At 67.4% G+C, this 23,808-nt stretch carries 30 protein-coding genes; 10 read left to right on the top strand and 20 right to left on the bottom strand.

The window, feature by feature from the left end:
• Positions 1-4: 4 nt before the first annotated feature.
• Positions 5-901, bottom strand: a complete 897-nt coding sequence (locus GOC52_RS04655; RefSeq protein WP_043398312.1) for a LysR family transcriptional regulator — start codon at positions 899-901, stop codon at positions 5-7.
• A 93-nt stretch (positions 902-994) separates the two neighbouring features.
• Here GOC52_RS04655 and GOC52_RS04660 point away from each other — a divergent pair, with 93 nt between their 5' ends.
• The 3 genes from GOC52_RS04660 (at position 995) to GOC52_RS04670 (ending at position 2,552) form a co-directional block, all read left to right on the top strand.
• Positions 995-1,207 (top strand): DUF4287 domain-containing protein, encoded by a 213-nt coding sequence (locus GOC52_RS04660; RefSeq protein ID WP_014646220.1) that lies wholly within the window; start codon positions 995-997, stop codon positions 1,205-1,207.
• A gap of 95 nt (positions 1,208-1,302) precedes the next feature.
• The gene (locus GOC52_RS04665; protein WP_043398317.1) at positions 1,303-1,752 is read left to right on the top strand and encodes a GNAT family N-acetyltransferase; all 450 of its coding nucleotides are present in this window, start codon (positions 1,303-1,305) and stop codon (positions 1,750-1,752) included.
• 92 nt (positions 1,753-1,844) lie between these two features.
• Positions 1,845-2,552 carry a YitT family protein gene (locus GOC52_RS04670; RefSeq protein ID WP_029379885.1) on the top strand — a complete coding sequence of 236 codons (708 nt, stop codon included), beginning with the start codon at positions 1,845-1,847 and terminating at the stop codon, positions 2,550-2,552.
• An 85-nt stretch (positions 2,553-2,637) separates the two neighbouring features.
• Here GOC52_RS04670 and GOC52_RS04675 read toward each other — a convergent pair whose 3' ends face one another.
• Both GOC52_RS04675 and GOC52_RS04680 read right to left on the bottom strand, forming a co-directional pair.
• On the bottom strand, positions 2,638-3,183 hold the full coding sequence (locus GOC52_RS04675; RefSeq protein WP_043398320.1) for a DNA-3-methyladenine glycosylase I: 546 nt from the start codon (positions 3,181-3,183) through the stop codon (positions 2,638-2,640).
• Positions 3,180-4,967 (bottom strand): DUF4153 domain-containing protein, encoded by a 1,788-nt coding sequence (locus GOC52_RS04680; RefSeq protein ID WP_191850739.1) that lies wholly within the window; start codon positions 4,965-4,967, stop codon positions 3,180-3,182. The genes GOC52_RS04675 and GOC52_RS04680 overlap by 4 nt, the downstream gene beginning before the upstream one ends.
• A gap of 91 nt (positions 4,968-5,058) precedes the next feature.
• On the opposite strand from GOC52_RS04680, the gene GOC52_RS04685 reads away from it, so the two are divergent.
• From GOC52_RS04685 to GOC52_RS04700, 4 genes are all read left to right on the top strand, one after another.
• Positions 5,059-5,625 (top strand): YqgE/AlgH family protein, encoded by a 567-nt coding sequence (locus GOC52_RS04685; protein WP_005408377.1) that lies wholly within the window; start codon positions 5,059-5,061, stop codon positions 5,623-5,625.
• Complete coding sequence (gene ruvX, locus GOC52_RS04690; RefSeq protein ID WP_053442612.1) at positions 5,618-6,112, top strand: Holliday junction resolvase RuvX; 495 nt, start codon at positions 5,618-5,620, stop codon at positions 6,110-6,112. The genes GOC52_RS04685 and ruvX overlap by 8 nt, the downstream gene beginning before the upstream one ends.
• Positions 6,113-6,127: 15 nt before the next feature.
• A complete protein-coding gene (locus GOC52_RS04695) occupies positions 6,128-7,078 on the top strand; it encodes an aspartate carbamoyltransferase catalytic subunit (protein ID WP_019337122.1) in 951 nt (316 codons plus the stop codon).
• A 138-nt stretch (positions 7,079-7,216) separates the two neighbouring features.
• Complete coding sequence (locus GOC52_RS04700) at positions 7,217-7,705, top strand: REP-associated tyrosine transposase (protein WP_191850740.1); 489 nt, start codon at positions 7,217-7,219, stop codon at positions 7,703-7,705.
• 102 nt (positions 7,706-7,807) lie between these two features.
• Here the strand turns inward: GOC52_RS04700 and GOC52_RS04705 are convergent, their stop codons facing one another.
• The 16 genes from GOC52_RS04705 to GOC52_RS04780 all read right to left on the bottom strand — a co-directional run bounded on the left by GOC52_RS04705 (position 7,808) and on the right by GOC52_RS04780 (position 21,145).
• Positions 7,808-8,605 (bottom strand): carboxylesterase family protein, encoded by a 798-nt coding sequence (locus GOC52_RS04705; RefSeq protein WP_191850741.1) that lies wholly within the window; start codon positions 8,603-8,605, stop codon positions 7,808-7,810.
• Positions 8,606-8,676: 71 nt separating this feature from the next.
• On the bottom strand, positions 8,677-8,943 hold the full coding sequence (locus tag GOC52_RS04710; protein ID WP_010483664.1) for a hypothetical protein: 267 nt from the start codon (positions 8,941-8,943) through the stop codon (positions 8,677-8,679).
• Between the two features lie 59 nt (positions 8,944-9,002).
• Complete coding sequence (gene mgtE / locus GOC52_RS04715; RefSeq protein ID WP_010483662.1) at positions 9,003-10,364, bottom strand: magnesium transporter; 1,362 nt, start codon at positions 10,362-10,364, stop codon at positions 9,003-9,005.
• A gap of 203 nt (positions 10,365-10,567) precedes the next feature.
• Entirely contained in the window at positions 10,568-12,337 is a 1,770-nt protein-coding gene (gene ptsP, locus GOC52_RS04720) for a phosphoenolpyruvate--protein phosphotransferase (RefSeq protein ID WP_010483659.1), read from the bottom strand.
• Positions 12,338-12,339: 2 nt separating this feature from the next.
• Complete coding sequence (locus GOC52_RS04725; protein WP_005408385.1) at positions 12,340-12,609, bottom strand: HPr family phosphocarrier protein; 270 nt, start codon at positions 12,607-12,609, stop codon at positions 12,340-12,342.
• Positions 12,602-12,994: a PTS sugar transporter subunit IIA gene (locus GOC52_RS04730; protein ID WP_010483657.1), complete on the bottom strand. Its 393-nt coding sequence runs from the start codon at positions 12,992-12,994 to the stop codon at positions 12,602-12,604. The genes GOC52_RS04725 and GOC52_RS04730 overlap by 8 nt, the downstream gene beginning before the upstream one ends.
• 413 nt (positions 12,995-13,407) lie before the next feature.
• Positions 13,408-14,292: an RNase adapter RapZ gene (rapZ, locus tag GOC52_RS04735; protein ID WP_010483655.1), complete on the bottom strand. Its 885-nt coding sequence runs from the start codon at positions 14,290-14,292 to the stop codon at positions 13,408-13,410.
• A gap of 27 nt (positions 14,293-14,319) precedes the next feature.
• A complete protein-coding gene (hprK, locus tag GOC52_RS04740) occupies positions 14,320-15,270 on the bottom strand; it encodes an HPr(Ser) kinase/phosphatase (RefSeq protein WP_005408388.1) in 951 nt (316 codons plus the stop codon).
• Positions 15,267-15,719, bottom strand: a complete 453-nt coding sequence (locus GOC52_RS04745) for a PTS sugar transporter subunit IIA (protein ID WP_010483653.1) — start codon at positions 15,717-15,719, stop codon at positions 15,267-15,269. Before GOC52_RS04745 ends, hprK begins: the two co-directional genes overlap by 4 nt.
• A gap of 21 nt (positions 15,720-15,740) precedes the next feature.
• Positions 15,741-16,058 (bottom strand): ribosome hibernation-promoting factor, HPF/YfiA family, encoded by a 318-nt coding sequence (gene hpf, locus GOC52_RS04750; RefSeq protein ID WP_004147311.1) that lies wholly within the window; start codon positions 16,056-16,058, stop codon positions 15,741-15,743.
• 58 nt (positions 16,059-16,116) lie between these two features.
• Complete coding sequence (locus tag GOC52_RS04755; RefSeq protein ID WP_134958584.1) at positions 16,117-17,541, bottom strand: RNA polymerase factor sigma-54; 1,425 nt, start codon at positions 17,539-17,541, stop codon at positions 16,117-16,119.
• Between the two features lie 40 nt (positions 17,542-17,581).
• The gene (gene lptB / locus GOC52_RS04760) at positions 17,582-18,301 is read right to left on the bottom strand and encodes an LPS export ABC transporter ATP-binding protein (protein WP_010483646.1); all 720 of its coding nucleotides are present in this window, start codon (positions 18,299-18,301) and stop codon (positions 17,582-17,584) included.
• The gene (lptA, locus tag GOC52_RS04765) at positions 18,301-18,852 is read right to left on the bottom strand and encodes a lipopolysaccharide transport periplasmic protein LptA (RefSeq protein WP_005408392.1); all 552 of its coding nucleotides are present in this window, start codon (positions 18,850-18,852) and stop codon (positions 18,301-18,303) included. The genes lptB and lptA overlap by 1 nt, the downstream gene beginning before the upstream one ends.
• Positions 18,853-18,956: 104 nt before the next feature.
• Positions 18,957-19,532, bottom strand: a complete 576-nt coding sequence (gene lptC, locus GOC52_RS04770; protein ID WP_010483644.1) for an LPS export ABC transporter periplasmic protein LptC — start codon at positions 19,530-19,532, stop codon at positions 18,957-18,959.
• On the bottom strand, positions 19,529-20,077 hold the full coding sequence (locus GOC52_RS04775; RefSeq protein ID WP_191850742.1) for a KdsC family phosphatase: 549 nt from the start codon (positions 20,075-20,077) through the stop codon (positions 19,529-19,531). The genes lptC and GOC52_RS04775 overlap by 4 nt, the downstream gene beginning before the upstream one ends.
• 66 nt (positions 20,078-20,143) lie before the next feature.
• The gene (locus GOC52_RS04780; protein WP_191850743.1) at positions 20,144-21,145 is read right to left on the bottom strand and encodes a KpsF/GutQ family sugar-phosphate isomerase; all 1,002 of its coding nucleotides are present in this window, start codon (positions 21,143-21,145) and stop codon (positions 20,144-20,146) included.
• A 54-nt stretch (positions 21,146-21,199) separates the two neighbouring features.
• On the opposite strand from GOC52_RS04780, the gene GOC52_RS04785 reads away from it, so the two are divergent.
• From GOC52_RS04785 to GOC52_RS04795, 3 genes are read left to right on the top strand one after another with little or no spacing between them, the layout of a single operon-like run.
• The gene (locus tag GOC52_RS04785; RefSeq protein WP_010483639.1) at positions 21,200-21,430 is read left to right on the top strand and encodes a BolA family protein; all 231 of its coding nucleotides are present in this window, start codon (positions 21,200-21,202) and stop codon (positions 21,428-21,430) included.
• Positions 21,431-21,451: 21 nt separating this feature from the next.
• Complete coding sequence (gene murA / locus GOC52_RS04790; protein WP_010483637.1) at positions 21,452-22,723, top strand: UDP-N-acetylglucosamine 1-carboxyvinyltransferase; 1,272 nt, start codon at positions 21,452-21,454, stop codon at positions 22,721-22,723.
• Positions 22,720-23,046: a hypothetical protein gene (locus GOC52_RS04795; protein WP_010483634.1), complete on the top strand. Its 327-nt coding sequence runs from the start codon at positions 22,720-22,722 to the stop codon at positions 23,044-23,046. The genes murA and GOC52_RS04795 overlap by 4 nt, the downstream gene beginning before the upstream one ends.
• 77 nt (positions 23,047-23,123) lie before the next feature.
• On the opposite strand, the gene GOC52_RS04800 is transcribed toward GOC52_RS04795, so the two are convergent.
• Positions 23,124-23,807: a DUF3108 domain-containing protein gene (locus tag GOC52_RS04800; RefSeq protein ID WP_191850744.1), complete on the bottom strand. Its 684-nt coding sequence runs from the start codon at positions 23,805-23,807 to the stop codon at positions 23,124-23,126.
• Position 23,808: the final 1 nt, after the last annotated feature.

Below are 23,808 nucleotides of genomic sequence, written 5' to 3' on the forward strand. Positions count from 1 at the left end.
ACCCTCACCCCATCGGCCCACGCAGCGCATCAAGCACCGTGCGCATCGCCACGGTGACGTGGCGGCGCGACGGGTAGTACGCGTAGTAGCCATCGAAGTGGGGGCACCAGTCGTCCAGCACCGACTGCAGCCGGCCATCGTCCAGCATCGGCTGCACCTGGTCTTCCGGCAGCCAGGCCAATCCGCTGCCGGCCAGCGCAGCGGCGCGGGTCATGCCCATGGTGTTGAAGGTCCACTGGCCGGTGACGCGCACGCTCAGTTCGTTGCCATCCTGGCCGAAATCCCACGGCATCAGCCCACCATGCGTGGGCAGGCGCAGGGTCACGCAGTTGTGGCCTGCAAGCTCGTCCGGATGCCGTGGCACCACATGCTGGCGGAAGTAGCTGGGCGCGCCGACCACGCGCATGCGCAGCGGCGGGCTGATCGGCACAGCGACCATGTCGCGCGCCAGCCGCTCGCCGAGGCGGATGCCGATGTCATAGCGCTCGGCCACGATGTCGGCCAGCCCGTAGTCGGCGGCCAGTTCCACCTTCAAATCCGGATACTGCTGCAGCAGCGGCGCCAGCCGTGGCCATGCGATGTACTCGGCGGCGTGGCCGGTGGCATTGATGCGGATGGTGCCGGCCGGGCGTTCGCGGTACTCGGCCAGCGCGGCCAACCCATCCTCGATCTCGGCCAGGCGTGGGCCCAGGGTATCGAGCAGGCGGGCCCCGGCTTCGGTGGTGGAGACGCTGCGGGTGGTGCGGGTCAGCAGGCGCACGCCGAGGCGCTGTTCCAGGCCGCGCATGGCATGGCTGAGCGCGGACTGGGATATGCCCAGCTGGGCGGCGGCCTTGGTGAAGCTGCCCTCGCGGGCAACGTGGACGAAGGCCTGCAGGTCGTTGAGATTTTCACGGGGCATGACGGGATGATACGGCTCCCGGATTGAACGGATCTGTCGATTTCCGGCTCCCCGGTTCGTCGTACCGGTACATCCAACGCAAGGAGCTTCCGCATGAGCACTGACACCAAGCCCAAGGGCCCGGCCTCGTACTTCCCCTCCATCGAGAAGACCTACGGGCAGCCGGTGGCGCACTGGTTCGGGTTGCTGGCCGGGAAGAAGGGCCTGAAACACATGGAACTGGTCAGCTTCCTGAAGAGTGAACATGGACTGGGCCATGGCCACGCCAACGCGCTGGTGGCGCATCATCTGGCCGGTAAGGGCTGAGCAGGCAACCCCGCGCTGAACGGTTGTCGGCGGCTTTGCCCCACGGGATGCAGGGGCGGGCAGACTGGGCGTCCATCCTCAGGCAGGACGCCCGCATGCAGGTCACGCTGGAAACGATCACCCCCGACAACTACGAGGCGGTGTGCGACCTCGACGTCAACGAGGCGCAGCAGGACTTCGTGGCCGGCAATACCTGGTCACTGGTGCAGGCAGCCTTCAATCCCGGTTACCAGACCCGCGCCATCCGTGCCGATGGCGAGTGGGTCGGGTTCTTCATGTGGGTGCCGGAGACGCCGCAGCGGATGTCGATCTGGCGCTTCATGGTCGATCAACGCTGGCAGGGCCGCGGCATCGGTCGACGTGCGCTGGAACTGGCGCTGGCGCAGATCCGGGCCACGCCCGGTCTGGCCGAGATCGAGATCTGCTACAACCCGCGCAATCCGGTGGCCGGCGCCTTCTACGGCAGCTTCGGGTTCGTCGAGACCGGAATGGACGACGACGGAGAGGACATGCTGGCCGTGCTGCCTGCAGTGGTCCCGAAATAACCTGAATGGGCGAGGTTGGCTGAACGATTTCATCTGCAACTGTCATGCAGATCGTGTCTAATACCGCTCCCCACCTGCTGTTCCCCACCCGTATGTCCCTTCCCTCCCATGGCCCCGCGCCGTGCGACGACGCTGACGGCCACCTGGTCACCGCCGGCCCGCTGACCCCGCCGCCCGATAGCGCCGGCACCACCGCCGACGAAAAAGCGCTGCGCCACTCGATCGCCGAGGATGTGCAGGGCATGGTGCTGGCCACGATGGTGGCCTCGCTGGGCCTGGCCATCTTCGCCAAGAGTGGGCTGATGATCGGCGGCATGGCCGGCATGGCGTTCCTGCTGCATTACGCGCTGGACTGGAACTTCGGCGTGGTGTTCGTGCTGGTCAATCTGCCGTTCTACTGGGTGGCGGTGCGGCGCATGGGCTGGGAATTCACCCTGAAGACCTTCGCCGCGGTCACCGCCTGCGGCGTGCTGACCGACCTGCTGCCGCGCTGGATCGACTTCTCGCACATCCACCCGCTGTATTCGGCGATCGTCGGTGGCGCATTGTCCGGCCTGGGCATCCTGTTCTTCATCCGTCACCGTGCCAGCCTCGGCGGTATCGGCATCCTGGCGGTGTACCTGCAGCGCACCCGTGGCTGGAGCGCGGGCAAGGTGCAGATGTCCTACGACGCCTGCCTGATGGTGGCCGCGTTCTTCGTGCTGTCGCCTTCCAAGGTGCTGTATTCGGCCATCGGCGCGGTGGTGCTCAGCTTGGTGCTGATGTTCAACCACCGCCCCGGCCGCTACATGGGCGTGTGATCGCGCTCTCCGCGTTCGCCGGGCATGGCCCGGCGCTACTACGTGGCGGTTCCGGTAGCGCCGGGCCATGCCCGGCGGCCGTCCTTCAACGTACGGCGGCCTGCAGCCACGGCGGCGACAGCGTCAGCAGCCGCGCATGCACCGGGCAATCCTCGGCGTGCGCGCCGGGCAGGTAGCCCAGGCTCATCAGGAATTCGCCGGTGATCTCGCCGCCGGTGAAGCGGAAGGTCTTCTTGAACAGCTTCACCCAGTCGGCCTTGCTGCGCGGGTGATGCGCATCCAGCCACGCCGCGAAGCTGCCATGGCTGGCCCGCAGCTGCTGGATCACCTGCGCGTTGTGGATCGCCGCCAGTACCTTCAGCCGGTTGCGGATGATGCCCGCGTCCGACAGCAGGCGTTCGATGTCCTGCTCGGCATACGCTGCCACGCGGTCCACATCGAAGCCGTCATAGGCCGCGCGGAAACCCTCGCGCTTCTTCAGGATCGTTTCCCAGCTCAGCCCGGCCTGGTTGATCTCCAGTACCAGCCGCTCGAACAGTTCGCGCTCGTCACGCTGCGGGAAGCCGTACTCGTTGGCGTGGTAGTAGTCGTGCACCGGATGGCCCGGGGCGATGAGGCAGTAGCCGCTCATGGGGAAGACTCGTTGGATTCGGGTTCGGGATCGATGGCCAGCGCAGGGCGCCCGCCGATGGACAGCATCGGCCAGCGCGGCGGTTCGAGAGTGAGTTCGCCATCGCGCAGGGCCTGGTTGATCGCCTCGGCCTGGCCGCTGACGGTGCCGAACAGCGAGCCGGCCCGGCGCCACTGGGCATCCCTGCCACGTGCGTACAGCGCGCAGTCGGGGCCACGGTGGGTGTACAGCTCGCACAGCAGCACTTCGCCGGTGCCGTCGCCGTCCAGGTCGCGATGCACAATCAGGCAGTCGCGCTCGCTCTGGGCGCAGGATTCACCATTGATCGAACGTGTGGCCAGTGCCTGCCACCAATCCTCCGGTGGCGAGCTGGATCCCTTGGCCAGCTTCAGCGCGCGCTGCAGGGCGACGACGTCCTGCGGCCCCTTGTCGAGGCGCTGTCCGTCGTCCCAGCGTGACGTACGTGCCAGCGCGGCCGCGATCACCTGTGGCGCATTGGCATCGGCGGTGATGGCCGGATCACGCTGCAGCTCGCGCAGCGCCTGCACGCCACGGCGCCCAAGATCGAAGCGCAGCACGTTGACGTCGCTGCTGGTGATTGCCGGCGGGTCCGCGCGCAGCCGCGCCAGCTGGCTGGACAGGGTCAGCCGCACCGGGTCCAGCAGCGGCGAGTTGCCCAGCAATGCCAGTGCCAGCACCGCCCAGCACATCCAGCGGTTGACCGGCTCCAACATCTGCAACCAGCGCCCCTGCCGGCGCAGCACCGCCAGCGCGTAGCCCACGGCATAACCGGCCACGGCCAACGCGACGAGTACTGCCCAGAACCGGTCCACGGTCCAGCCGTACTGCACCACGCGCAGGCCCAGCGCGTACAGTGCCAGCGCCGCGTAGACCGGCAGCGCCAGCAGGCTGGCTTCAACAAGGCGTCGCAGCAGCAGGGGGTAGGGGGCGCTGTCTTCCCCCTGCTGGTAGACCGCATTGGTGAACGTCACCAGCAACAGCGACAGCACCAGCAGCAGGCTGGCGGCCGAGCGGGTCTTCCACAGCGGCTCGAGCCCGGTGAGCGGCAGGCTCAGCACGAACAGCACCGCGATGAACGACAGCAGCGGCAGCAGCCCGCGGCAGATCGCGAACAGCACCTGGCGGGTGATCTGGATCGCGCGGTGCTGGGTGCGCCCGATCAGCACGCCAAACCCGGCCAGGCTGCCGGTGGCCAGCGCAATGAACGCGTCCTGCCGGAACAGGTCGCGGAAGAACGTCACCTCCAGCAGCTGGAACAGCGCCGCCCACAACCACAGCAGCAGCCAGGTCAGCCCGGTGAACAGTGCGGCGAGGCCCAGGGTCAGACCGTTCTGCCAGGCGCGCTCGAACAGCTCCGGATAGCTGGCACGCCAATGCCCGTGCTGCAGCTGGAACTGCCACCAGGGCAGGGCCACGAACACCGCCACGGCCATGCCCAGGGTCAGCGGGAACTGCAGCGCGCCCGATTCCAGTGCGATCTCGCCATTGAGGTTCCAGCCGATCCAGGCGGCCAGCGCCAGCACCACCGCCGAGCCCAGCGCGGCCTGCAGCCACAGGCGGCGCTGGCCCAGCTCGACCAGGCTCAGCGCCACCGCGCTGGGGATGGCCAGCACCCAGGCGTACCAGCAGTAGCGCCAGCCGATATCGCGGAAGGGCCATGCATCGGACAGCTCCTGCGCGGTGTACAGCATCAGGCCCTGCAGCAGGGCGATCAGGACGATGGCGCTGCGTGCCGGCAGGGTCAGGGGCGAAGAGGGCTGCATCGATGACCTTCCATGGCAAAGCACCATCCTAGCCCATCGCTGCACGCGCCCATCGCGCGACCATATCGGCCCCAGCAGGTAGAATGGGGCCATGCCTGTAACGCCGACCTCCCTTGCCGATCACCTGCTCGTCGCGCTGCCGTCGCTGCTCGACGCGACCTTTGCCCGCAGCGTCGCGCTGATCTGCCAGCACGACGAGAACGGGGCGATGGGCGTGCTGGTCAACCAGCCTTCCGAGTACACGCTGGGTGAAGTGCTTGCACAGATGGACATCACCACCGGTGATGGCGACCTGCAGGCGCGCATGGTGCTCAACGGCGGCCCGGTGCATCCGGAGCGCGGCTTCGTCATCCATGACGACGCGCGGGCGTGGGATTCCAGCCTGACCGTGGGCGACGGCCTGTACCTGACCACCTCGCGCGACATCCTCGAAGCGATGGCGCGCGGCGAAGGCCCGGCCAATGCTGTGGTCACCCTCGGCTGTGCCGGTTGGGGCGCAGGGCAGCTGGAAAGCGAGCTGTCCGAGAACAGCTGGCTGACCGTGCCGGCCGATGCCGAGCTGGTGTTCCAGCTGCCGCTGGAGCAGCGCTGGCAGGGTGCGGCCTCGCGTATCGGCGTGGACCTGTTCCGGCTGACGGATTACAGCGGCCATGTCTGAGCCGGTCGCGCCCGCACCGGTTCCTGCTGGCCCGGCGATCCGCCGTGATGGCACCGTTCTGGGTTTCGATGTCGGCTCGCGCCGTATCGGTGTAGCCATCGGCAGTGCCTTCGCGGCGCATGCGCGTGCGGTGGCCGTGGTCGATGTGCACGGCAACGGCCCGGACTGGACTGCGATCGAACGCCTGCTCAAGGAATGGAAGCCCGACGGCCTGGTGGTCGGCGACCCGCTGACCCTGGACGGCCAGGACCAGCCCAACCGCAAGCGTGCGCAGGGCTTCGCCCGCCAGCTGCGGGAACGTTTCAAACTGCCGGTGGTGATGATCGACGAGCGCTCCAGCTCGGTCGAGGCCGCCCGCCGCTTCGCCGTCGAGCGCGCCGAAGGGCGCAAGCGCCGCCGTGATGCGGCCGCCCTCGATGCCGTGGCCGCGGCGGTGATCATCGACCGCTGGCTGTCGTCGCCGGACGACGCCACCCCCATTCCCTGACTGCCCGACACCGCCATGACCGCCCAGCAAATCGATGCCTCCGGACGCCTGCGCCACCTGCTGACCCTGGAGGGCCTGCCGCGCGAGACCCTGCTGCAGCTGCTCGATCGGGCAGGGCAGATCCGCGATGCCGCAGTCGGCCGCGTCGGCAACAAGCGCCACGTATTGGCCGGTTCGGCGGTGTGCACGCTGTTCTTCGAACCGTCCACGCGCACCCGCAGCTCGTTCCAGCTGGCCGCGCAGCGGCTGGGCGCCGATGTACTGAACTTTGATGCCTCGACCTCGTCCACGCGCAAGGGCGAAACCGCCTGCGACACGCTGCGCAACCTGGAAGCGATGGGCGTGCGCGGCTTCGTGGTGCGGCACCCGGATGATGGCGCCGTGGCCGCACTGGCCGAAGCGGCGGGCGAGGGCACTGCGCTGATCAACGCCGGTGACGGCCGCAGTTCGCACCCGACCCAGGGCCTGCTGGACATGCTGACCCTGCGCCAGGCCAAGGGCCCGGATTTCTCGAAGTTGAAGGTGGTGATCGTCGGCGACGTGAAGCACTCGCGCGTGGCCCGCACCGACCTGCATGCGCTGCGCACGCTGGGCGTGGGCGAGATCCGCGTCTGCGGCCCGCAGTCGCTGCTGCCGGACGACGAGACCCTGAAGGGCTGCGTGGTCGGCGATGATTTCGACGCGATGCTGGAAGGCGTCGACGCGCTGATGATGCTGCGCCTGCAGCGCGAGCGCATGGAAGAAGGCCTGGTGCCGTCGCTGGAGCAGTATCACACGCAGTACGGCCTGACCACCGAGCGCCTGGCCCGCGCCGGCAAGGATGCGGCGGTGCTGCACCCGGGCCCGATCAACCGCGGCGTGGAAGTGACCGACGAGGTGGCCGACGGCCCGCAGTCGTGGGTGCTGCGCCAGGTCGCCAACGGCGTCGCCGTGCGCATGGCCGTGCTGGAAACCCTGCTGGGCTGATCTGCCGCATCACCATGGGTGCCAACCTTGGTTGGTACTGCTGCTGTGGTGGGTGCCAACCTTGGTTGGCACTGGCCTACCCTTGCGAAGGTGATTTCCCGATGTTCAGGGAACATGCGCCCGCCCATGCTCTTCTGCATGAACAGCGCCCGCCTCCTGCTAGGCCGTCACTCCACTATTGGCCAGAGCTACATCCTCACAACGAACGTGCATGGCCGGGCGGCACTGTTCGCCAACGACGCCGTTGCGGATACCGCCATGCAGGAGTTCCGGCGTCTGGATCTGGAAGGTCTGACCCATTCGATTGCCTACGTGGTCATGCCGGATCACATCCACTGGTTGATGCAACTGCGCGCGGCATCGCTCGACGTTGTCATGAAGCGCTTCAAGTCGCGTACGGCCGTGCACGCAAACAGGGTACTGGGCAGGGTGGGGCGCTTCTGGCAGTCCTGCTATCACGATCATGCAGTCCGCTCTGATGAATCGCTGTTCCGGCACGCGATGTATGTGATGGCGAATCCGATCAGGGTGGGGCTGGCAACGCAGCTTGGCCAGTACCCGCATGCGTGGTGTCAGTGGGAACTCGAAGGTTCTGCCAAGGCGGAGTTCATGGGGGCGGACAGATAGTGCCAATCAAGGTTGGCACCCACCGAAACCAGGATCCAACCAGGATAGACAGCCACTGGAGCCAGGATCCAACCCTGGTGGGCAGCTACCGGAAGCTGTGGCTCAGCGCTTCTGCGCGAACAGCCACGCCCACATTGCCGGGTCCGCATAGGTGGCATCCCAGGCGTTGTGGTTGCCGTCGGGGTACTCGGTATAGCGTACGTCGCGTGCGCTGGCGCCCTGGAAGGCGGCGTGCAGCCTGCGGTCGTCGTCCGGCGGCACCACGTCGTCCAGCGCGCCGTGGAAGATCCAGATCGGCGTGTGCCGCAGGCGCTGCGCGATCACGGCATACGGATCGGTTTCCTGGGCGACCTGCTCGACGAACAGGGTTGGGCGCTTCGCGCGTGGTGCAAGTACCGCGCCGCACACGGGGACGATCGCGGCAAAGCGGCGCGGGTCGTCCAACGCGATGTTCCAGCTGCCGTAGCCGCCCATCGACATGCCGGTCAGGTACTGCCGTGCCGGGTCAGCGCCGAATTCGGCGATCGTCGCGTCCAGTGCGGCCACTGCCGCACGGTTGTTGCGGCCGCTCCACTCCTCATGGCCCGGTACCTGTGGGAACACCACCAGGGCGGGGAAGTCGGGATGCTCGCGCAGGTAAGGCCCCAGCCCGGCGTAGGTCTGCTTGACGCCATCGGCACCGCGCTCGCCGGAGCCGTGCAGGAACAGGATGACCGGGAGGTGGGTGGGAGCGGCGGCCTGCACGCCGGCCGGAATGAACACCTGATAGTAGGCGGTCTCCCCCTCCACCTTCACCGCACGTGCTTCGAAGCGACCACGCGCGCTGTCCGGCAGCGAAGTGCAACCGCTCATCATCAGAAGGGCCAGCAGCGGCAGCCAGCGCGACATCGAACGGACCATGGGGATTCCCGAGGCGGCAGGTATGACCGCATCGTAGTCCGCCACACGTCAATGCGGCATCGTGCGCCGCGTCACTGCGGGCGCGGGAAACTGGCGATGATGTCCAACTGCTCCTGTGCCTCGGCGTTGCCTTCGGCGGCAGCTGCCTGCACCTGTGCCATGTCCGGATGCAGCACCACCAGCAGCGGGTTCTCGCAGACCGGGCAGTCGTACTCGGTGGCGTCCTCGTCCAGCTCCATCTCCATGGCACGCGAGCTGCCCTTCCATTCGCAGGCCGGGCAGGTGTGCTGCTGGTCGCGCCAGCCGGGCTGGAAATAGTTTTCGATCGTTGTTGCCATGGGTGTTCCAGTTGGGTGGGGTCAGCGCCCCGCGTGGCGGGGGCCGATCCTCGATGCGGTCAGTGCAGCAGCACCAGCGTGGCCAGGCCGAGGAAAGTGAAGAAGCCCATCGAGTCGGTCACGGCGGTCAGGAAGATGCCACTGGCCAGCGCCGGATCGAAGCCGAAGCGCTTCAGTGTGAGCGGCACCAGCACGCCGGCCAGCGCTGCGAACAGCAGGTTGCAGGTCAGCGCGATGGCGATCACCGCAGACAGACCGGGTGAATGGAACCAGGCCAATACGATCAGGCCCAGCACCGAGCCGAGCATCACGCCGTTCAACAGCGCAACCCGGACCTCCTTCCACAACAGGGTGCGCGCGTTGGAGGCGCCCACCTGGCCCAGCGCCAGGCCGCGCACCATCAGCGCCAGCACCTGGGTACCGGCGTTGCCACCGAGGCCGGCAACGATCGGCATCAGCACCGCCAGCGCCACCAGCTTGTCGATGGTGCCCTCGAAGTGGCCGACCACGCTGGAGGCCAGGAACGCCGTGCACAGGTTGACCGACAGCCACATCAAGCGGCGGCGCATGGCGCGCCAGACCGGGCTGAACAGATCTTCGTCCTCGTCCAGGCCGGCGGCGCCCAGCGCCTGGTGCTCGGCCTGTCCACGGATGATGTCGACCACGTCATCGATGGTGATGCGGCCGACCAGGATGTTGTTGTCGTCCACCACCGGCGCGGAGATCCAGTCATGGTCGGAGAACTGGCGGGCGACCTCCTGGTCGCTTTCGCCGACATCGATCGCCGGCTGCTCGTCGTCGATCAGGCGGTTGATCGGGGTGGTGTCCTCGTGGGTCACCAGTGCCGCCAGCGACACCCGGCCGAGGTATTGATGGCGCCGGCTGACCACGAACAGGTGGTCGGTGTGGTCGGGCAGTTCGCCACGCAGGCGCAGGTAGCGCAGCACCACGTCGACGTTGACGTCGGCGCGCACGGTCACCACGTCCGGGTTCATCAGGCGCCCGGCACTGTCCTCGGGGTAGGACAGCACCTGCTCCAGGCGCTCGCGGTTCTCGCGGTCCATCGACTTGAGGACTTCGTCGATGACCGTGTCCGGCAGGTCTTCGACCAGGTCGGCCAGGTCGTCGATGTCCAGGTCTTCGACCGCGGCGATGATTTCGTCCGGGTCCATGTCCGCGAGCAGGCTCTCGCGCACGTCGTCGCCGACGTGGACCAGCACCTCGCCGTCATCTTCCGGATCGACCAGGCCCCACACCACCTCGCGCTTGCCCGGCGGCAACGATTCGAGCAGGTTGCCGATCTCGGCCGGGGCCAGGGTGTTGACCAGGCGGCGCACCGGGCCCAGCCGACCGCTGTCCAGTGCGTCGGACAGCATCCGCAGTTGGCGTGCAGTCTTGTCGTGGCGTACAGCTTCAGCCATCGCAGCTCCCGCGGGATAAGAAAAGCCGCGATCCCGGCAAGGATGCGGCAACAGGGGTGTTCAGCGCGTCATTATCGCAAGGGGATGTTTCAACGCATAGCCGCCACGCATGGCGGCCGATGGTAGTGCCGGCCGCTGGCCGGCAACCTCACGGACCTCGATGGCGGCGATTGCCGGCCAGCGGCCGGCACTGCCCTTGGCGCTCAGGCCGTTTCGGCCACCAGCGCCAGCCAGCGCTCGATGGCGCGGCGGTCGCGTGCGGCCAGCAGCTTCGGTGCGCGCGCACGCAGCGTGGCCAGGTCGGCCTCGCGGATCGCGCGGCGCACCTCCAGCAGTGTGCCGGGGTGCAGGCTGAACTCGCTCAGGCCCAGCGCCAGCAGCAGCGGCGTCATCCGCGCATCACCGGCCATCTCACCGCAGACCGCCACCGGGATGCGATGCCGCGCACCGGTCTCGATCACCATCTGCAGCAGCCGCAGCACGGCCGGATGCAGTGGCGAATACAGCTCGCCCAGTGCCTCGTTGTTGCGGTCGGCGGCCAGCAGGTACTGCACCAGGTCGTTGGTGCCGATCGACAGGAAGTCGACCAGGTCGATGAAGCTCTCCAGTGCCAACGCCGCAGCGGGCACCTCGATCATCGCCCCCAGTGGCACATGGTCGGACACCATGTGACCTTCGCCACGCAGCTGTTCGGTCAGCTTGAGCATGCGCCGGCGCACCGCCAGCAGTTCCTCGCGGGTGCTGACCATCGGCACCAGCACGCGCAGCTTGCCGTAGGCCGAGGCCCGCAGGATCGCGCGCAGCTGGGTGTCGGCCACCTTCGGCCGTGCCAGCGACAGGCGCACGCCGCGCAGTCCCAAGGCCGGGTTCTCTTCATTGCTCAGGGTCAGGCCGGTACGGTCGGCCTTGTCCGCGCCCAGATCGAGCGTGCGGATGGTGACCGGTCGCCCGCTCATGCCCAATGCGGCATCGCGGTAGGTCTGGAACTGTTCTTCTTCGTCCGGCAGCTCGTTGCGCTGCAGGAACAGGAATTCGGTGCGGTACAGGCCCAGTCCCTGCGCGCCCAGCGCATGTGCCTGGGTGACGTCCTCCAGCGATTCGGCATTGGCCAGCAGCGCGATGTCGACCTGGTCGCGGGTACGGCTGGGCTTGCTGCGCAGGCGGCCGAGCTCGCGCTGCTCGCGCGCATGCTCTTTCAGGCGCGCGCGGTAGTCGCGCAGGTTGTCGGCCTGCGGGTTGGCGGTGATGCTGCCGTCGGCGCCATCGATGATCAGCACGTCGCCATCGGCGATGCGGCTGAGCAGCTGCGGCACGTTGACGATCAGGGGCAGGTGCAGGCTGCGCGCCAGGATGGCGCTGTGCGACAGCGCGCTGCCGGCGGCGGTGACGATGCCGACCACGCCCTGCGCCTGCAGTTGCGCCAGCTCGGACGGGGCGATGTTGTCGCAGACCAGGATCTCCCCGGCCAGGCCCTTCATCACCGGCGGCCGTTCGGGCTGCAGGAAGGCGTGGATGCGGCCGATCACATGGTCCAGGTCGTCCATGCGGCTCTTCAGATAGGCATCGTCCATGCCATCGAAGACCTTGGCCAGGCGGTCACGCTGCAGGCGCAGTGCATAGCCGGCGCTGTAGGGGCCGCTGCGGATCAGTTCGTCCAGCCCGAACAACAGCTCGGGATCGTCCAGCAGCAGGGCATGCAGGTCGAGGAACTCGCCCACTTCCTGGTTCAAGGCGCCATGCAGGCGCTGGCGCAGCTCGTGCATTTCCGTGCGCGCGGCATCCACCGCCCGGTGCAGGCGGGCCAGTTCGGCCTCGATCTGATGGGCGGCGATGCGCTGCTCGGCCACTTCCAGCGCATGCGGCAGGCGCACCCGTGCCCGGCCCATCGCCGCGCCACGGGCAGCACCGTGCCCGGCCAGCAGCTGTACCGGCCGCTGGCTGGAAGGGACCTGGGCGGCACGCGCGCGTGGCACGCTCAGCTGTCCTCGTCGAAGCGGCGTTCGAACAGGCCGACCACCGCTTCCATCGCGGCGGCTTCGTCCTCGCCGTTGATGCGCACCGTGACCGGGGTGCCCTGGCCGGCGGCCAGCAGCATCACGCCCATGATGCTCTTGGCGTTGATCTCACGGCCCTTGGCGGCCATGGTCACGTTGCAGCGGAACGGCGCCAGGGTCTGCACCAGCTTGGCGGTGGCCCGGGCATGCAGGCCCAGGCGGTTGCTCACGGTGAGTTCTCGTTCAAGCATCGTCGACTATCGCTCCATTACGGGTACCCGCCGCGGCTGTGGCGGGCAGTTGATCCAGTCCCTGTTCCGGATAATTCATCACCCGCAGCAACATCGGCAGGCTCAGCGCCGACACCCGGCGAACCGGGGTCCCCAGACGGGCCAGCTGCCCGGCAAGGTTGGCGGGGCTGGCGCCGTACAGGTCGGTCAGGATCAGCACACCTTCACCGCCATCGACCCGCCGCAGAGCGGCCGAGGCAAGCGGGAGAAGAGCATCCAGGTCTGCGTCGAACGGTACTTCGAAAGCTTCGGTTTTCAGCGGCAACTGCCGCAGGAGCCGGGTCGCCACGTCAAGCAGGGCGGTGCCGACCCCGGGATGTGTTACGAGGAGAATGCCACAGGTCATTACTGCACGTTAACAGGTCAAGGTGAATTGGCGATAGCAGCAGGAGAGGGGCACTGTGTCCCGTATTCAGTGTTGCCAGGGTCAGAGCCCTTTTCCCCTGGAAAAGGGATCCGACCCCATGCGTTTTTCGATGCCTGACCGAGATTCATCCACGCATGGCGTGGATCGTGTCGACCAAGGTCGACACCCACCAACAGCACACGGAATCTGTCAGAGGCGGGGCGGTGTGGGTAGGCAGGACCGTTGGCGCCATGGATGGCGCCATCGAGCCCCCAGGGAGGGGTTCACGGGGTGTCCTGCCTGCCCACATCGCCCCGCCATCCCACGGAATGCCGCTTTTGCTTTTGCTTTTGCTGTTGCCGGCCAGCGGCCGGCACTACCGGCGGGTGCCGGGCGCAGCCCGGCCGACCCCCTCAATCCTGTTCGCGGTGGTACGTCGCCACGTCTTCCCAGCCCATCTCGCGGGCATGCCGGGCCAGGCGCTCGGCGAGGAACACCGAACGGTGCTTGCCACCGGTGCAGCCGAACGCCACGGTCACGTAGCTGCGGGTGCCATCCCCCAGCTTCGGCAGCCAGGTATCGAGGAAATCCATCAGTTGGGCCAGGTAGCGCTGCACGTCCGGCTGCGCTTCCAGGTAGTCACGCACGCCAGGCTCACGGCCGCTGAGCGCGCGCAGGTCCGGGTCCCAGTGTGGATTGGGCAGCACCCGCGCGTCGAACACGAAGTCCGCTTCGGCCGGCACGCCGCGCTTGTAGGCAAACGATTCGAACAGCAGCGACAGGCCGGTGGCATGGTCCATCGTGAACTCGGTGATGATCCGCCGCCGCAGCTGATGCACGTTGAGGTTGCTGGTATCGATCACCGCATCGGCCTCGCGGCGCAGCGGTGCGGTCAGCTCGCGCTCGCGGGCGATCGCTTCGGGCAGCGACAGGCCCAGCTGGCTCAGCGGATGGCGACGGCGGGTGTCGGCATAGCGCTTGAGCACCGTTTCATCGCTGGCCTCGAAGAACAGCACCTTCACTTCCACGCCGGCGTCGGTGGCCAGCTGCCGCCAGTCGCCCAGCTGGCTCAGGTCGGCCTGGCCGCGCACGTCGATGCCCACCGCCAGCCGACGCGGCGCGCTGCCGTCGTGGTTGGCCAGCAGGCTGCGCACGAAGTCAGGCAGCAGGTGGATCGGCAGGTTGTCCGAGCAGTAGTAGTCCTGGTCCTCGAAGGTCTTCAGGGCGACGGATTTACCCGAGCCGGACAGGCCGCTGACGATGATCAGGGTCGGGGCGGAGGGGGTTGCGGTGCTCATGGACAGGCTCTTCGAAGGGCAGGGGAATCAGGGCGTTCGCCGTTCCAGCAGGTTGCTGTGGCGGGCGATGAACATCGCCGCCGGGTCGATGCCCTTGGTACGCAGGATATGCAGGCGGGTGGCGGCTTCGGTCAGCACGGCCAGGTTACGGCCAGGCATCACCGGCAGGGTGATCAGCGGAACATCCAGGTCCAGCACATGGCGGGTGCCCGAGTCGCCGGTCAGGCGCTCGTAGCCATGCGGGGTGGGTTCGGTCATCGGCTTGGTCAGGTGGACGATCAGCCGAAGGTACTTGTTCTTCTTTACAGCTGTGTCGCCGAACATCTCGCGCACGTTCAGTACGCCCAGGCCGCGCACTTCCAGCAGGTCCTGCAGCAGCTCGGGGCAGGTGCCGTCGAGTACGTCGGGCGCGATCTGGGTGAATTCGGGGGCATCGTCTGCGACCAAGCGATGGCCACGGCTGAGCAGTTCCAGCGCCAACTCGCTCTTGCCCGATCCAGCCTCGCCGGTGATCAGCACGCCGATCGAGTAGATCTCCATGAACACGCCATGCAGGATCACCCGCGGCGCCAGCGTACGCGCCAGGTGGTAGGACAGGTGGTTGAGCAGTTCGTGGCCGCGCTTGGGCGACAGCCACAGCGGCGTGCCGGATTCATCGGCGGCGGCGCGCAGGTCTTCCGGGCAGGCCTGGTTGCGGGTCAGCACCAGCGCCAGCGGGTGCGACTGCATGATCTTTTCGATGGTCTCCCAGCGCTGGCGCGGTTCCAGCGCATCCAGCCAGGACAGTTCCTCGGTGCCCAGGATCTGCACCTTGTTGGGATAGATGGCGTTGAGGTAGCCGGCCAGCGAGGGGCGCCGCGAGACCGTGTTGCCGGCCTCCAGCTCGCGCTTCTCGCCGGACTTGCCGGCAGCCCAGCGCAGCCCCAGCCGCTCGCGCTGCTGTTCGAACAGTTCACGGGCGGTGATGCTGGTATTCATGCGGCGCTCGCAGGTGGGGTCATGTCCAGCGCCTCGCGCAGGGCCCGGGCATCGCCCGCTTCGCGCAGGGCCTGGCGGATGTCCGGCGCGGAGAACAGCTCGGCCAGCTCGGACAGCAGCATCAGGTGCTGGTGGGTGTAGTGGGCGGGGACGGCCATGGCGAACACCAGGTCCACCGGCTCGTCGCCACCGAAGTCGACCGGGGTGGCCAACCGCAGCAGGGCGCCGCGGGGGCGGTCCAGGGTTGGCGCGCGGCCGTGGGGAATGGCGATGCCGTGACCGATCACGGTGCTGCCCAGCGCTTCGCGCTGGCACAGGTTCAGATAGATCTGTTCGGCGTTGGCCTGGCGGCAGGCCAGCAACCCGGCGGCGGCCTGCAGGACGCTGTCGCGGTCGGTGGCCGTGCAGAGCTGGGTCTGCACGGCCGCCAGGAGGTCAGTCAGGGGCATGTCTGCGGGGAACGGTGGCGATCAGCCACCATTGTCGCCCACCGGCAGCGGCGCGTGCTGCTGTTTTTTCTCCTTGTGCTTGATCACCAGGCGGTCAAGCTTGTCCGCAAGCAGGTCGATCGCGGCATACATGGTCTGGGCATTGGCCTCGGCGTGCAGGGTCTGGCCGGGAATGTTGAGGCTGGCGTCGACGTGGTGTTCGGTCTTCTGCAGCTTGAGGGTCACCCGCGCTTCGCAGTGCTGGTCGAAGTGTTTGCCGATCCGGGCCAGCTTTTCCTCTACATAGGACTGCAGGGCCGGGGTGACTTCGACATCTTTGCCAAACGTTTCGATGCGCATCGGGTTTCTCCTGTGTTCGGATGTGCCAATGAACCTCTCCGCCGGGCGCGGCGGCGCGTCAAGCGATTCTGACCCTTTCGTGCGAGGCGGAAATGTTCATGGCTTCACGATACTTCGCCACGGTGCGCCGCGCTACTGGAATTCCCGATGATTTGAGCAGGTCAGCCAGCTTGGCGTCAGAAAGCGGCTTGCGCGGGTTCTCGTCGTCGATCAGGCGCCGGATCATCGCCTGGATGGCGGTGCTGGACGCCTCGCCACCGCCCTCGGTATCGATGCCGGAGGCAAAGAAGGCGCGCAGCGGCAGGGTGCCTCGCGGGGTACGCACGTGCTTGCGGGCGATCGCGCGCGAGACCGTGGATTCGTGCAGGCCGAGCTCGGCGGCGATCTCGCGCAGGGTCAGTGGACGCAGCGCCTGCTCACCGAATTCAAGGAAGCCGGCCTGCTGCAGGATCAGGCTGCGCACGACGCGCAGCAGGGTTTCGCCACGCTGCTGCAGCCCTTTCAGCAGCCAGCGCGCTTCCTGCAGCTGGGCACGCAGGTAGCCGGCATCGGCGTCGCCACAGCGTCGGATCAGCTGTTCGTAGCCGCGGTGGATCACCACCTTCGGCCCGGCATGCGCGGCCAGCGCCGCGCGCCACACGCCGTTCTGCCGCCACACCACCACGTCCGGCACCACATAGGTGTCCTGCGACAGCGGTGCGATCTGCGTGCCCGGGCGCGGGTCCAGCGAGCGCAGCAGCGCCACGGCAGTCTCGACCTCGTCCAGCGGCTGCTTCAACTCATGGGCAAGCCCGGCGACGCCGCTGCGCGGCAACCGTTCCAAGGGGCCTGCGGCAATCTGCCGCGCCAGGATCAGGCCGGGCGTGTCGCCGGCCAGCACATCCAGCTGCAGCAGCAGGCATTCGCCCAGCGTGCGTGCAGCCACACCCACCGGATCGAAGCGCTGGATGCGATGCAGCACGGCGAGGATCTCGTCCTCGTCGGCGTGGATCGCCGGCAACAGGGTTTCAGCGATGGTGGCCAGCGGCTCGCGCAGGTACCCGTCGTCGTCCAATGCATCGATCAGTGCCGCGCCGATGCTGCGATCACGCGAGGACAGATGCGACAGATGCAGCTGCCACAGCAGATGGTCGGCCAGTGTTTCGGTTTCGGCTACGCGCTCGGCAGCGCTGCCGTTGTCGTCGTCATCGTCGAAGCTGCCACCGCTGCCGGCCGCGCTCCAGTCCAGTTCGGCCGGCGCCCAATCGTCACCGGCATCGGTGCGTTCTGCGGGGGCATCACTGTCGTTGCCATCGCCGGCTTCGTTGGCGGTACTGCTGCTGTCACTGCTGTCGGCCCAGTCCAGCAGTGGATTGCTTTCCACCGCCTGCGCGATTTCCAGCTCCAGCTCGGTGGTGGACATCTGCAGCAGCTTGATCGCCTGCTGCAACTGGGGCGTGAGCACCAGTTGCTGTCCCAACGATGTCTGCAGCCGAGTCTTCATGCCTGTGCCGAAAGGAAGGAAAGGGACCCGGCGACTGCACTCACAGCTTGAAGGAATCCCCGAGGTAGACGCGACGTACATCGGCGTTGTCCAGGATCGCTTCCGGCGAACCCTGGGCCAGCACGCTGCCCTCAGCGAGGATATACGCGCGGTCGCAGATACCCAAGGTCTCGCGCACGTTGTGGTCGGTGATCAACACGCCGATGCCACGCTGCTTGAGATGGGTGACGATGCGCTGGATCTCGCCGACCGAAATCGGGTCGACACCGGCGAACGGTTCGTCGAGCAGGATCAGGCGCGGCTGCGCGGCCAGGGCGCGGGCGATCTCGCAGCGGCGGCGTTCGCCACCGGACAGGCTGGCGCCGAGCTGGTCGGCGACATGGCCCAGCTGCAGTTCGTCGAGCAGGCTGTTCAATTCGCGCTCGCGGCCCTTCGAATCGAGGTCCTCGCGCAGTTCCAGCACCAGGCGGATGTTGTCGGCCACGGTCAGCTTGCGGAACACCGAGGGTTCCTGCGGCAGGTAGCCCACGCCCTGCTTGGCGCGGGTATACATCGGATCGCCGGTGATGTCTTTGCCATCGAGCACGATGCTGCCAGCGTCAGCCGCAACCAGGCCGACGATCATGTAGAAGCAGGTGGTCTTGCCGGCGCCGTTGGGGCCGAGCAGGCCGACCACTTCACCGGCGTCGAGGGTCAACCCGAAGTCCTTGACCACTTCGCGCTGCTTGTACTTCTTGCGCAGGCCCTTGGCGACGAGCATTACTTCCTGCTCCCGGCCGGCTGCGCCGGCGTGGTGGCCTTGGGCTGTGCCGCAGGCGCGGCCGGGGTCTTGTTCTTCGGCGGGATGACGGTGCGCACGCGGCTGCCGTCGCCACCGGAGTTCATCTCGCCGGTGCGGGTGTTGTAGACCATGCGCTGGCCGGCATTGGTGCCGCGGGCGCTGGTGACCTTGTAGTTGCCGGTCAGGGTGATGATCTCGGTCTTGATGTCGTAATCGATGCGATCAGCCAGCGCGTCCATCCAGGTGCCGTCATCGAGCTGCTGCTTCATCTTGGCCTGCTTGCCGGTGAACACCACGCGCACGGCCTCGCCGTCCTTGAGGTAGATCTCGGCCTCGGACGAGCGCAGGTCCAGCGTGCCCTGGGTGATGATCACGCCCTGCGACAGCACGGTCTTGCCGTCGCCGGTGAGCATGCCCGACTGGGCGCCGGAATCGATGTGCATGTCTTCGTTGCGGTCGGTGGACTTGGCGAAGGCGGCGCTGGGGACAAGAAGACCGAGCGCGAGTACGGCGGCAAAGGGAATCTTCATCGGGGTCCGTTCTACCGGTGAGGGCCTCCCGGGCGGGCCGGGGGCGGGCGGATGGGGCTGCCGGCCCTGCGCCTGTCCGGAGACGTCGCAGGCTGGCGGCGGAATCAGTGCTTGGGCGTGTAGCGGCCCTTGGACTGGCTGAGGAAATGATACGTGTTGTTCTTCGAATCCACTTCGAAGCCGACGCCGGACTGTTCCATGCCCGGGCGGGTCATGGTCACCAGGGCGTCGGTGCGGGCGCGGTTTTCCTTCGGGAACACGTCCAGATGATCGGTGCGGAAGGTGGTCGGCACCGTGCCCGGGCCGGCCGGGCTGTCGCCGGCGACATTGCCGCGCAGCTTCATCTCGTCGCCCTTGGCACTGAGCCAGCCGGTCTCGGCACGCAAGGTCCAGTGCTTGCCATCCTTGTCCGGCATCTCGAACAGCGGCGTGGCGATGTTGATGGTCTGGTCACCGCGCTGGCGCTCCAGCAGCGGCGCACGCAGGGTGGTCGATTCCTTGCCGTGCTCATCCAGGGCGACGATCTGGAAGTCATGCAGGATGTAATCCACGCCGACTTCCTGGCCGCCACTGGCCGGGCCCTTGTCACGGTTGCGCAGCGCCGCCCAACTGCTCAGCAGGGCGGCCAGCAGCAGGCCGATGCCGAGCACGGTGCGCCAGTTCAGGGTGGGCAGGTTCATGCGCCGAACCTCGCCAGCACGGCGTCCACGTGGCCCTGGGCGGCCAGCAGGATGTCGCACAGTTCACGTGCGGCGCCCAGCCCGCCCTCGGCACGGGTCTGCCAGTGCACGCGCTCGGCGATCCACGGATGGGCGTTGGCCGGGGCCACCGCCAGGCCGACCGCACCCAGTGGCGCCAGATCGGGCAGGTCATCGCCCATGAACGCCACCTGTTCCAGGCCGATGCCGTGCTGCGCGCACAACGCCTGCACGCTGGCCAGCTTGTCGCCCACGGCGATCTGGGTGTCGATGCCGAGGTCGGCGCCGCGCTTGAGCGCGGACTGGCTGTTGCGCGCGGTGATCAGCACGGGGTGGATACCGTGCTGCTGCAGCAGTTTCAGGCCCAGGCCATCCTGCACGAAGTACGCCTTGCTCTCGTTGCCGTCCTTGTCGTAGTACAGCCGACCGTCGGTGAGGGTGCCGTCCACGTCGAAGCAGGCCAGGCGGATACGGGCCGCGGCGGCATGCAGGTGGGCGGGGAAGACGGGCAGGGGGGACCAGGGCATCAGGGCGGCAGGCTCGTTGGGGGCAGGTGCGGCGTTACAGACTGAATGGGGTCTACGGACTGTCGGTTAAACCACCCGGGCCCGCAACAGGTCATGAATGTTCAGGGCGCCGACCGCGCGGCCCTGGCCATCGACCACGATCAGGCCATTGATTTTCTGGGTTTCCATCTGCCGGGCCGCCTCGACCGCGAGCTGGTCAGCACCGATGGTGCGCGGGTTGCGGGTCATCACATCGGCGATCTTTGCGGTGCGCACGTCCAGCGCGCTGTCCAGCGCACGGCGCAGGTCACCGTCGGTGAACAGGCCGATCAGCACGCCGTCGGCATCGACCACGGCGGTCATGCCCAACCGTTTGCGGCTCATTTCCATCAGCGCTTCGCTGAGGCTGGCGTCGGCGCCCACGCTGGGCAGGTCCTCGCCGGTGTGCATCACGTCGGTGATGTGCAGCAACAGGCGGCGGCCGAGGCTGCCGGCCGGGTGCGAGCGGGCGAAGTCATCGGCGGTGAAGCCGCGTGCGTCGAGCAGGGCCACAGCCAGCGCATCGCCCATCGCCAGCGAGGCGGTGGTACTGGAGGTCGGCGCCAGCGCCAGCGGGCAGGCCTCGGCCGGCACACTCACATCCAGATGGATGTCGGCGGCGGTGGCGAGGCTGGACTGCGGGCGGCCGGTCATGGAAATCAGCATGTTGCCCTGGCGCTTGAGCACCGGCAGCAGCATCAGCACCTCGTCGGACTCGCCCGAATAGGACAGGGCGAGCACCACGTCGTCTTCGGTGATCATGCCCAGGTCGCCGTGGCCGGCTTCGCCCGGGTGCACGTAGAACGCGGGCGTACCCGTGGAGGCCAGGGTGGCGGCGATCTTGCGGGCGATATGCCCGGATTTGCCCATGCCGGTGGCGACCACCCGCCCGCGGCTGGCCAGGATCGCCTGGCAGGCCTGCTGGAAGGCCTCGCCAAGGCGGTCGGCCACGGCATCCAGCGCCTGCCGCTCGATCTCGAAGACGCGGCGGCCGCTGGCGACCAGGCCGGCAGGGTCGACGGAACGGGGGGGCAACAGGGATTCGGCCATGCGGACGCCACGCAGCGGAAGTAGAATGGACGCACATTTTATTAGGAAAGCCCGTTGGACGCCGACACCATCCGCAATCTGATCGAAACCGGCCTGCCTGGCGCCCGCGCCGACGTGCAGGGCGACGATGGCGTGCATTTCGAAGCGACCGTGGTCTACGAGGCCTTCGCCGGCAAGATGCCGCTGGCCCGCCACCGCATGGTGTATGCCACGCTGGGCGACCTGATGGGCGGCGCGATCCACGCGCTGGCGCTGAAAACCGTGACCCCGGCCGAAGCCGGCTGAACCGCAGAAGATCCCGAATACATGGCCAAGATCGTTGTGACCGGCGGCGCTGCGCTGCACGGTGAAGTGAGCATCTCCGGCGCCAAGAACGCCGTCCTCCCCATTCTCTGCGCGACCCTGCTGGCCGATGCGCCGGTGGAGATCACCAACGTGCCGCACCTGCACGACGTGGTCACCACGGTGAAGCTGCTGGGCGAACTGGGCGCCAAGGTCACCATCGACCAGGGCACGCTGTCGCGCGGCAGCGCGATCGTGGTCGACCCGCGCTCGGTCAACCAGCACGTGGCACCCTACGAGCTGGTCAAGACCATGCGCGCTTCGATCCTGGTGCTGGGCCCGCTGCTGGCCCGCTTCGGCGCGGCCGAAGTGTCGCTGCCCGGCGGCTGCGCGATCGGTTCGCGTCCGGTCGACCAGCACATCAAGGGCCTGCAGGCGCTGGGTGCCGAGATCGTGGTCGAGAACGGCTTCATCAAGGCCACCGCCAAGCGCCTGAAGGGCGGCCATTTCACCTTCGACATGGTCAGCGTCACCGGCACCGAGAACGTGCTGATGGGTGCGGTGCTGGCTGAAGGCACCACCATCCTCGACAACTGCGCGATGGAACCGGAAGTGACCGATCTGGCGCACTGCCTGATCGCGCTGGGCGCGAAGATCGAAGGCCTGGGCACCGCCCGCCTGGTGATCGAAGGCGTCGAGCGCCTGTCCGGTGGCCGCCATGAAGTGCTGCCCGACCGCATCGAGACCGGCACCTTCCTGGTCGCCGCAGCGATGACCGGTGGCAAGGTCACGGTCAACCGTGCGCGCCCGAACACCATGGACGCGGTGCTGTCCAAGCTGGTCGAGGCCGGTGCGAAGATCGAGACCACCGACGACACCATCACCCTGGACATGCAGGGCAAGCGGCCGAAGGCGGTCAACCTGACCACCGCGCCGTACCCGGCATTCCCGACCGACATGCAGGCGCAGTTCATGGCGCTCAACTGCGTGGCCGACGGCGTGGGCGTGATCAACGAAACGATCTTCGAGAACCGTTTCATGCACGTCAACGAACTGCTGCGCCTGGGCGCGGACATCCAGGTCGAAGGCCACACCGCCATCGTGCGTGGCAGCGAGCACCTGAGCGGTGCACCGGTGATGGCCACCGACCTGCGTGCGTCGGCGTCGCTGATCCTGGCCGGCCTGATGGCCAGCGGCGACACCACCATCGACCGCATCTACCACCTTGACCGTGGCTACGAGAACATCGAAGAGAAGCTGTCTTCGCTCGGTGCCACCATCCGGCGCGTGCCATGATCCTGCGCGGGAAATTCAGCCCGCGTCGCAAGGCGCTGCTGGCCCTGGTGCTGATCGTGCTGGCGTGGCTGGGCTATGCCTGGTACGCCAACATCGCCATCACCCGGGGCATCGAGCAGAAGGACATGGACTGGAACGGCGACGGTACGGTCTCGCGTGATGAAATCATCGAGTCGTTCTATGCGGTCGCAGTGAACGACAGCCAGGACGGCAACCGTCATTGCCGCACTTTCGTCTGGCGCAGCACCGGTGAGCAGATCCGCGTGGACTGCCGCACCGAGTTCAAGGCGGCCGAAGACAAACCGGCCGAAGCGAAGAAATAAGAAAACGCCCGCGAAAGCGGGCGTTTCTTTTTGGGATACACCCATCCGCGCCATGCGTGGATGACGTGGATCTCCGGTCAGTTCATCGCCTTGATGGTCAGGTCCAGCGCATCGCGGCCGCTCTCACGCTGCAGCATGCGCGCCGGCACCGGAAACTCCGGCACGATCCACGCGATCAGTTCCTTGTTGCCGTCGGCACGCGAGACCTTGGTGGCCTCGTAGCTCTTGCCGCCCACGGTGATCGACTCCTTGCCGATCACGCGGTACGTCATGTTCTTGATGCGGCCTTCGTCGACCATGCGATAGGTCAGCGGCTTGCCGGCGGCCAGGTCACGGGCGATCGCCAGGTTGATCAGCAGCGCGTCCATGTCGCCCGCCTTCAGCGCGATGGGGCCCGCACGGTCCGGCTTGATGTCGCCGGTCCAGGTGGCCTGGTTGCTGGTCCAGTTGTAGTTGGCCTGCACGTTGCGCTTCTTCACCAGCAGCGCCGAACGGTCCTGGCTGCTGAGCGGGCGCAGCTGGCCACGGACTTCCTCGAACACCGTGCTCTGGCTGAGGTCGGCCAGCTGGTTCTTCACCTGCAGGCTGTAGCGCCACTTGTTGCTGCCTTCGCTGGCCAGGGTCATGGTGCCGTTGGCCTGCATGCCCATGTAGCTGGCCAGGTAATCCGCCTTGAACGGTTCCAGGGCCATGGCCGGCAGGCTGGCCACGGTCAGGGCAGCGGCTACGATCCAGGTGAGGGGGCGGGTCAGGGTGTTCATG

Source organism: Stenotrophomonas sp. SXG-1 (assembly GCF_014083965.1).
GTDB lineage: Bacteria > Pseudomonadota > Gammaproteobacteria > Xanthomonadales > Xanthomonadaceae > Stenotrophomonas > Stenotrophomonas geniculata.

Excerpts from the sequence above, each read along its gene's own strand:
- GOC52_RS04755 (WP_134958584.1), bottom strand. The coding sequence starts at position 17,541 with ATGAAGACTCGGCTGCAGACATCGTTGGGACAGCAACTGGTGCTCACG.
- GOC52_RS04725 (WP_005408385.1), bottom strand. The coding sequence starts at position 12,609 with ATGCTTGAACGAGAACTCACCGTGAGCAACCGCCTGGGCCTGCATGCC.
- GOC52_RS04710 (WP_010483664.1), bottom strand. The coding sequence starts at position 8,943 with ATGGCAACAACGATCGAAAACTATTTCCAGCCCGGCTGGCGCGACCAG.
- hprK (WP_005408388.1), bottom strand. The coding sequence starts at position 15,270 with ATGAATACCAGCATCACCGCCCGTGAACTGTTCGAACAGCAGCGCGAG.
- GOC52_RS04665 (WP_043398317.1), top strand. The coding sequence starts at position 1,303 with ATGCAGGTCACGCTGGAAACGATCACCCCCGACAACTACGAGGCGGTG.
- GOC52_RS04700 (WP_191850740.1), top strand. The coding sequence starts at position 7,217 with ATGAACAGCGCCCGCCTCCTGCTAGGCCGTCACTCCACTATTGGCCAG.
- GOC52_RS04655 (WP_043398312.1), bottom strand. The coding sequence starts at position 901 with ATGCCCCGTGAAAATCTCAACGACCTGCAGGCCTTCGTCCACGTTGCC.
- lptA (WP_005408392.1), bottom strand. The coding sequence starts at position 18,852 with ATGAAGATTCCCTTTGCCGCCGTACTCGCGCTCGGTCTTCTTGTCCCC.
- murA (WP_010483637.1), top strand. The coding sequence starts at position 21,452 with ATGGCCAAGATCGTTGTGACCGGCGGCGCTGCGCTGCACGGTGAAGTG.
- hpf (WP_004147311.1), bottom strand. The coding sequence starts at position 16,058 with ATGCGCATCGAAACGTTTGGCAAAGATGTCGAAGTCACCCCGGCCCTG.
- lptB (WP_010483646.1), bottom strand. The coding sequence starts at position 18,301 with ATGCTCGTCGCCAAGGGCCTGCGCAAGAAGTACAAGCAGCGCGAAGTG.
- GOC52_RS04660 (WP_014646220.1), top strand. The coding sequence starts at position 995 with ATGAGCACTGACACCAAGCCCAAGGGCCCGGCCTCGTACTTCCCCTCC.
- GOC52_RS04675 (WP_043398320.1), bottom strand. The coding sequence starts at position 3,183 with ATGAGCGGCTACTGCCTCATCGCCCCGGGCCATCCGGTGCACGACTAC.
- GOC52_RS04775 (WP_191850742.1), bottom strand. The coding sequence starts at position 20,077 with ATGCCCTGGTCCCCCCTGCCCGTCTTCCCCGCCCACCTGCATGCCGCC.
- mgtE (WP_010483662.1), bottom strand. The coding sequence starts at position 10,364 with ATGGCTGAAGCTGTACGCCACGACAAGACTGCACGCCAACTGCGGATG.
- GOC52_RS04795 (WP_010483634.1), top strand. The coding sequence starts at position 22,720 with ATGATCCTGCGCGGGAAATTCAGCCCGCGTCGCAAGGCGCTGCTGGCC.
- GOC52_RS04695 (WP_019337122.1), top strand. The coding sequence starts at position 6,128 with ATGACCGCCCAGCAAATCGATGCCTCCGGACGCCTGCGCCACCTGCTG.
- GOC52_RS04680 (WP_191850739.1), bottom strand. The coding sequence starts at position 4,967 with ATGCAGCCCTCTTCGCCCCTGACCCTGCCGGCACGCAGCGCCATCGTC.
- rapZ (WP_010483655.1), bottom strand. The coding sequence starts at position 14,292 with ATGAGCACCGCAACCCCCTCCGCCCCGACCCTGATCATCGTCAGCGGC.
- GOC52_RS04685 (WP_005408377.1), top strand. The coding sequence starts at position 5,059 with ATGCCTGTAACGCCGACCTCCCTTGCCGATCACCTGCTCGTCGCGCTG.
- lptC (WP_010483644.1), bottom strand. The coding sequence starts at position 19,532 with ATGAACCTGCCCACCCTGAACTGGCGCACCGTGCTCGGCATCGGCCTG.
- GOC52_RS04780 (WP_191850743.1), bottom strand. The coding sequence starts at position 21,145 with ATGGCCGAATCCCTGTTGCCCCCCCGTTCCGTCGACCCTGCCGGCCTG.
- GOC52_RS04800 (WP_191850744.1), bottom strand. The coding sequence starts at position 23,807 with ATGAACACCCTGACCCGCCCCCTCACCTGGATCGTAGCCGCTGCCCTG.
- GOC52_RS04745 (WP_010483653.1), bottom strand. The coding sequence starts at position 15,719 with ATGCCCCTGACTGACCTCCTGGCGGCCGTGCAGACCCAGCTCTGCACG.
- ruvX (WP_053442612.1), top strand. The coding sequence starts at position 5,618 with ATGTCTGAGCCGGTCGCGCCCGCACCGGTTCCTGCTGGCCCGGCGATC.
- GOC52_RS04670 (WP_029379885.1), top strand. The coding sequence starts at position 1,845 with ATGTCCCTTCCCTCCCATGGCCCCGCGCCGTGCGACGACGCTGACGGC.
- GOC52_RS04705 (WP_191850741.1), bottom strand. The coding sequence starts at position 8,605 with ATGGTCCGTTCGATGTCGCGCTGGCTGCCGCTGCTGGCCCTTCTGATG.
- GOC52_RS04730 (WP_010483657.1), bottom strand. The coding sequence starts at position 12,994 with ATGACCTGTGGCATTCTCCTCGTAACACATCCCGGGGTCGGCACCGCC.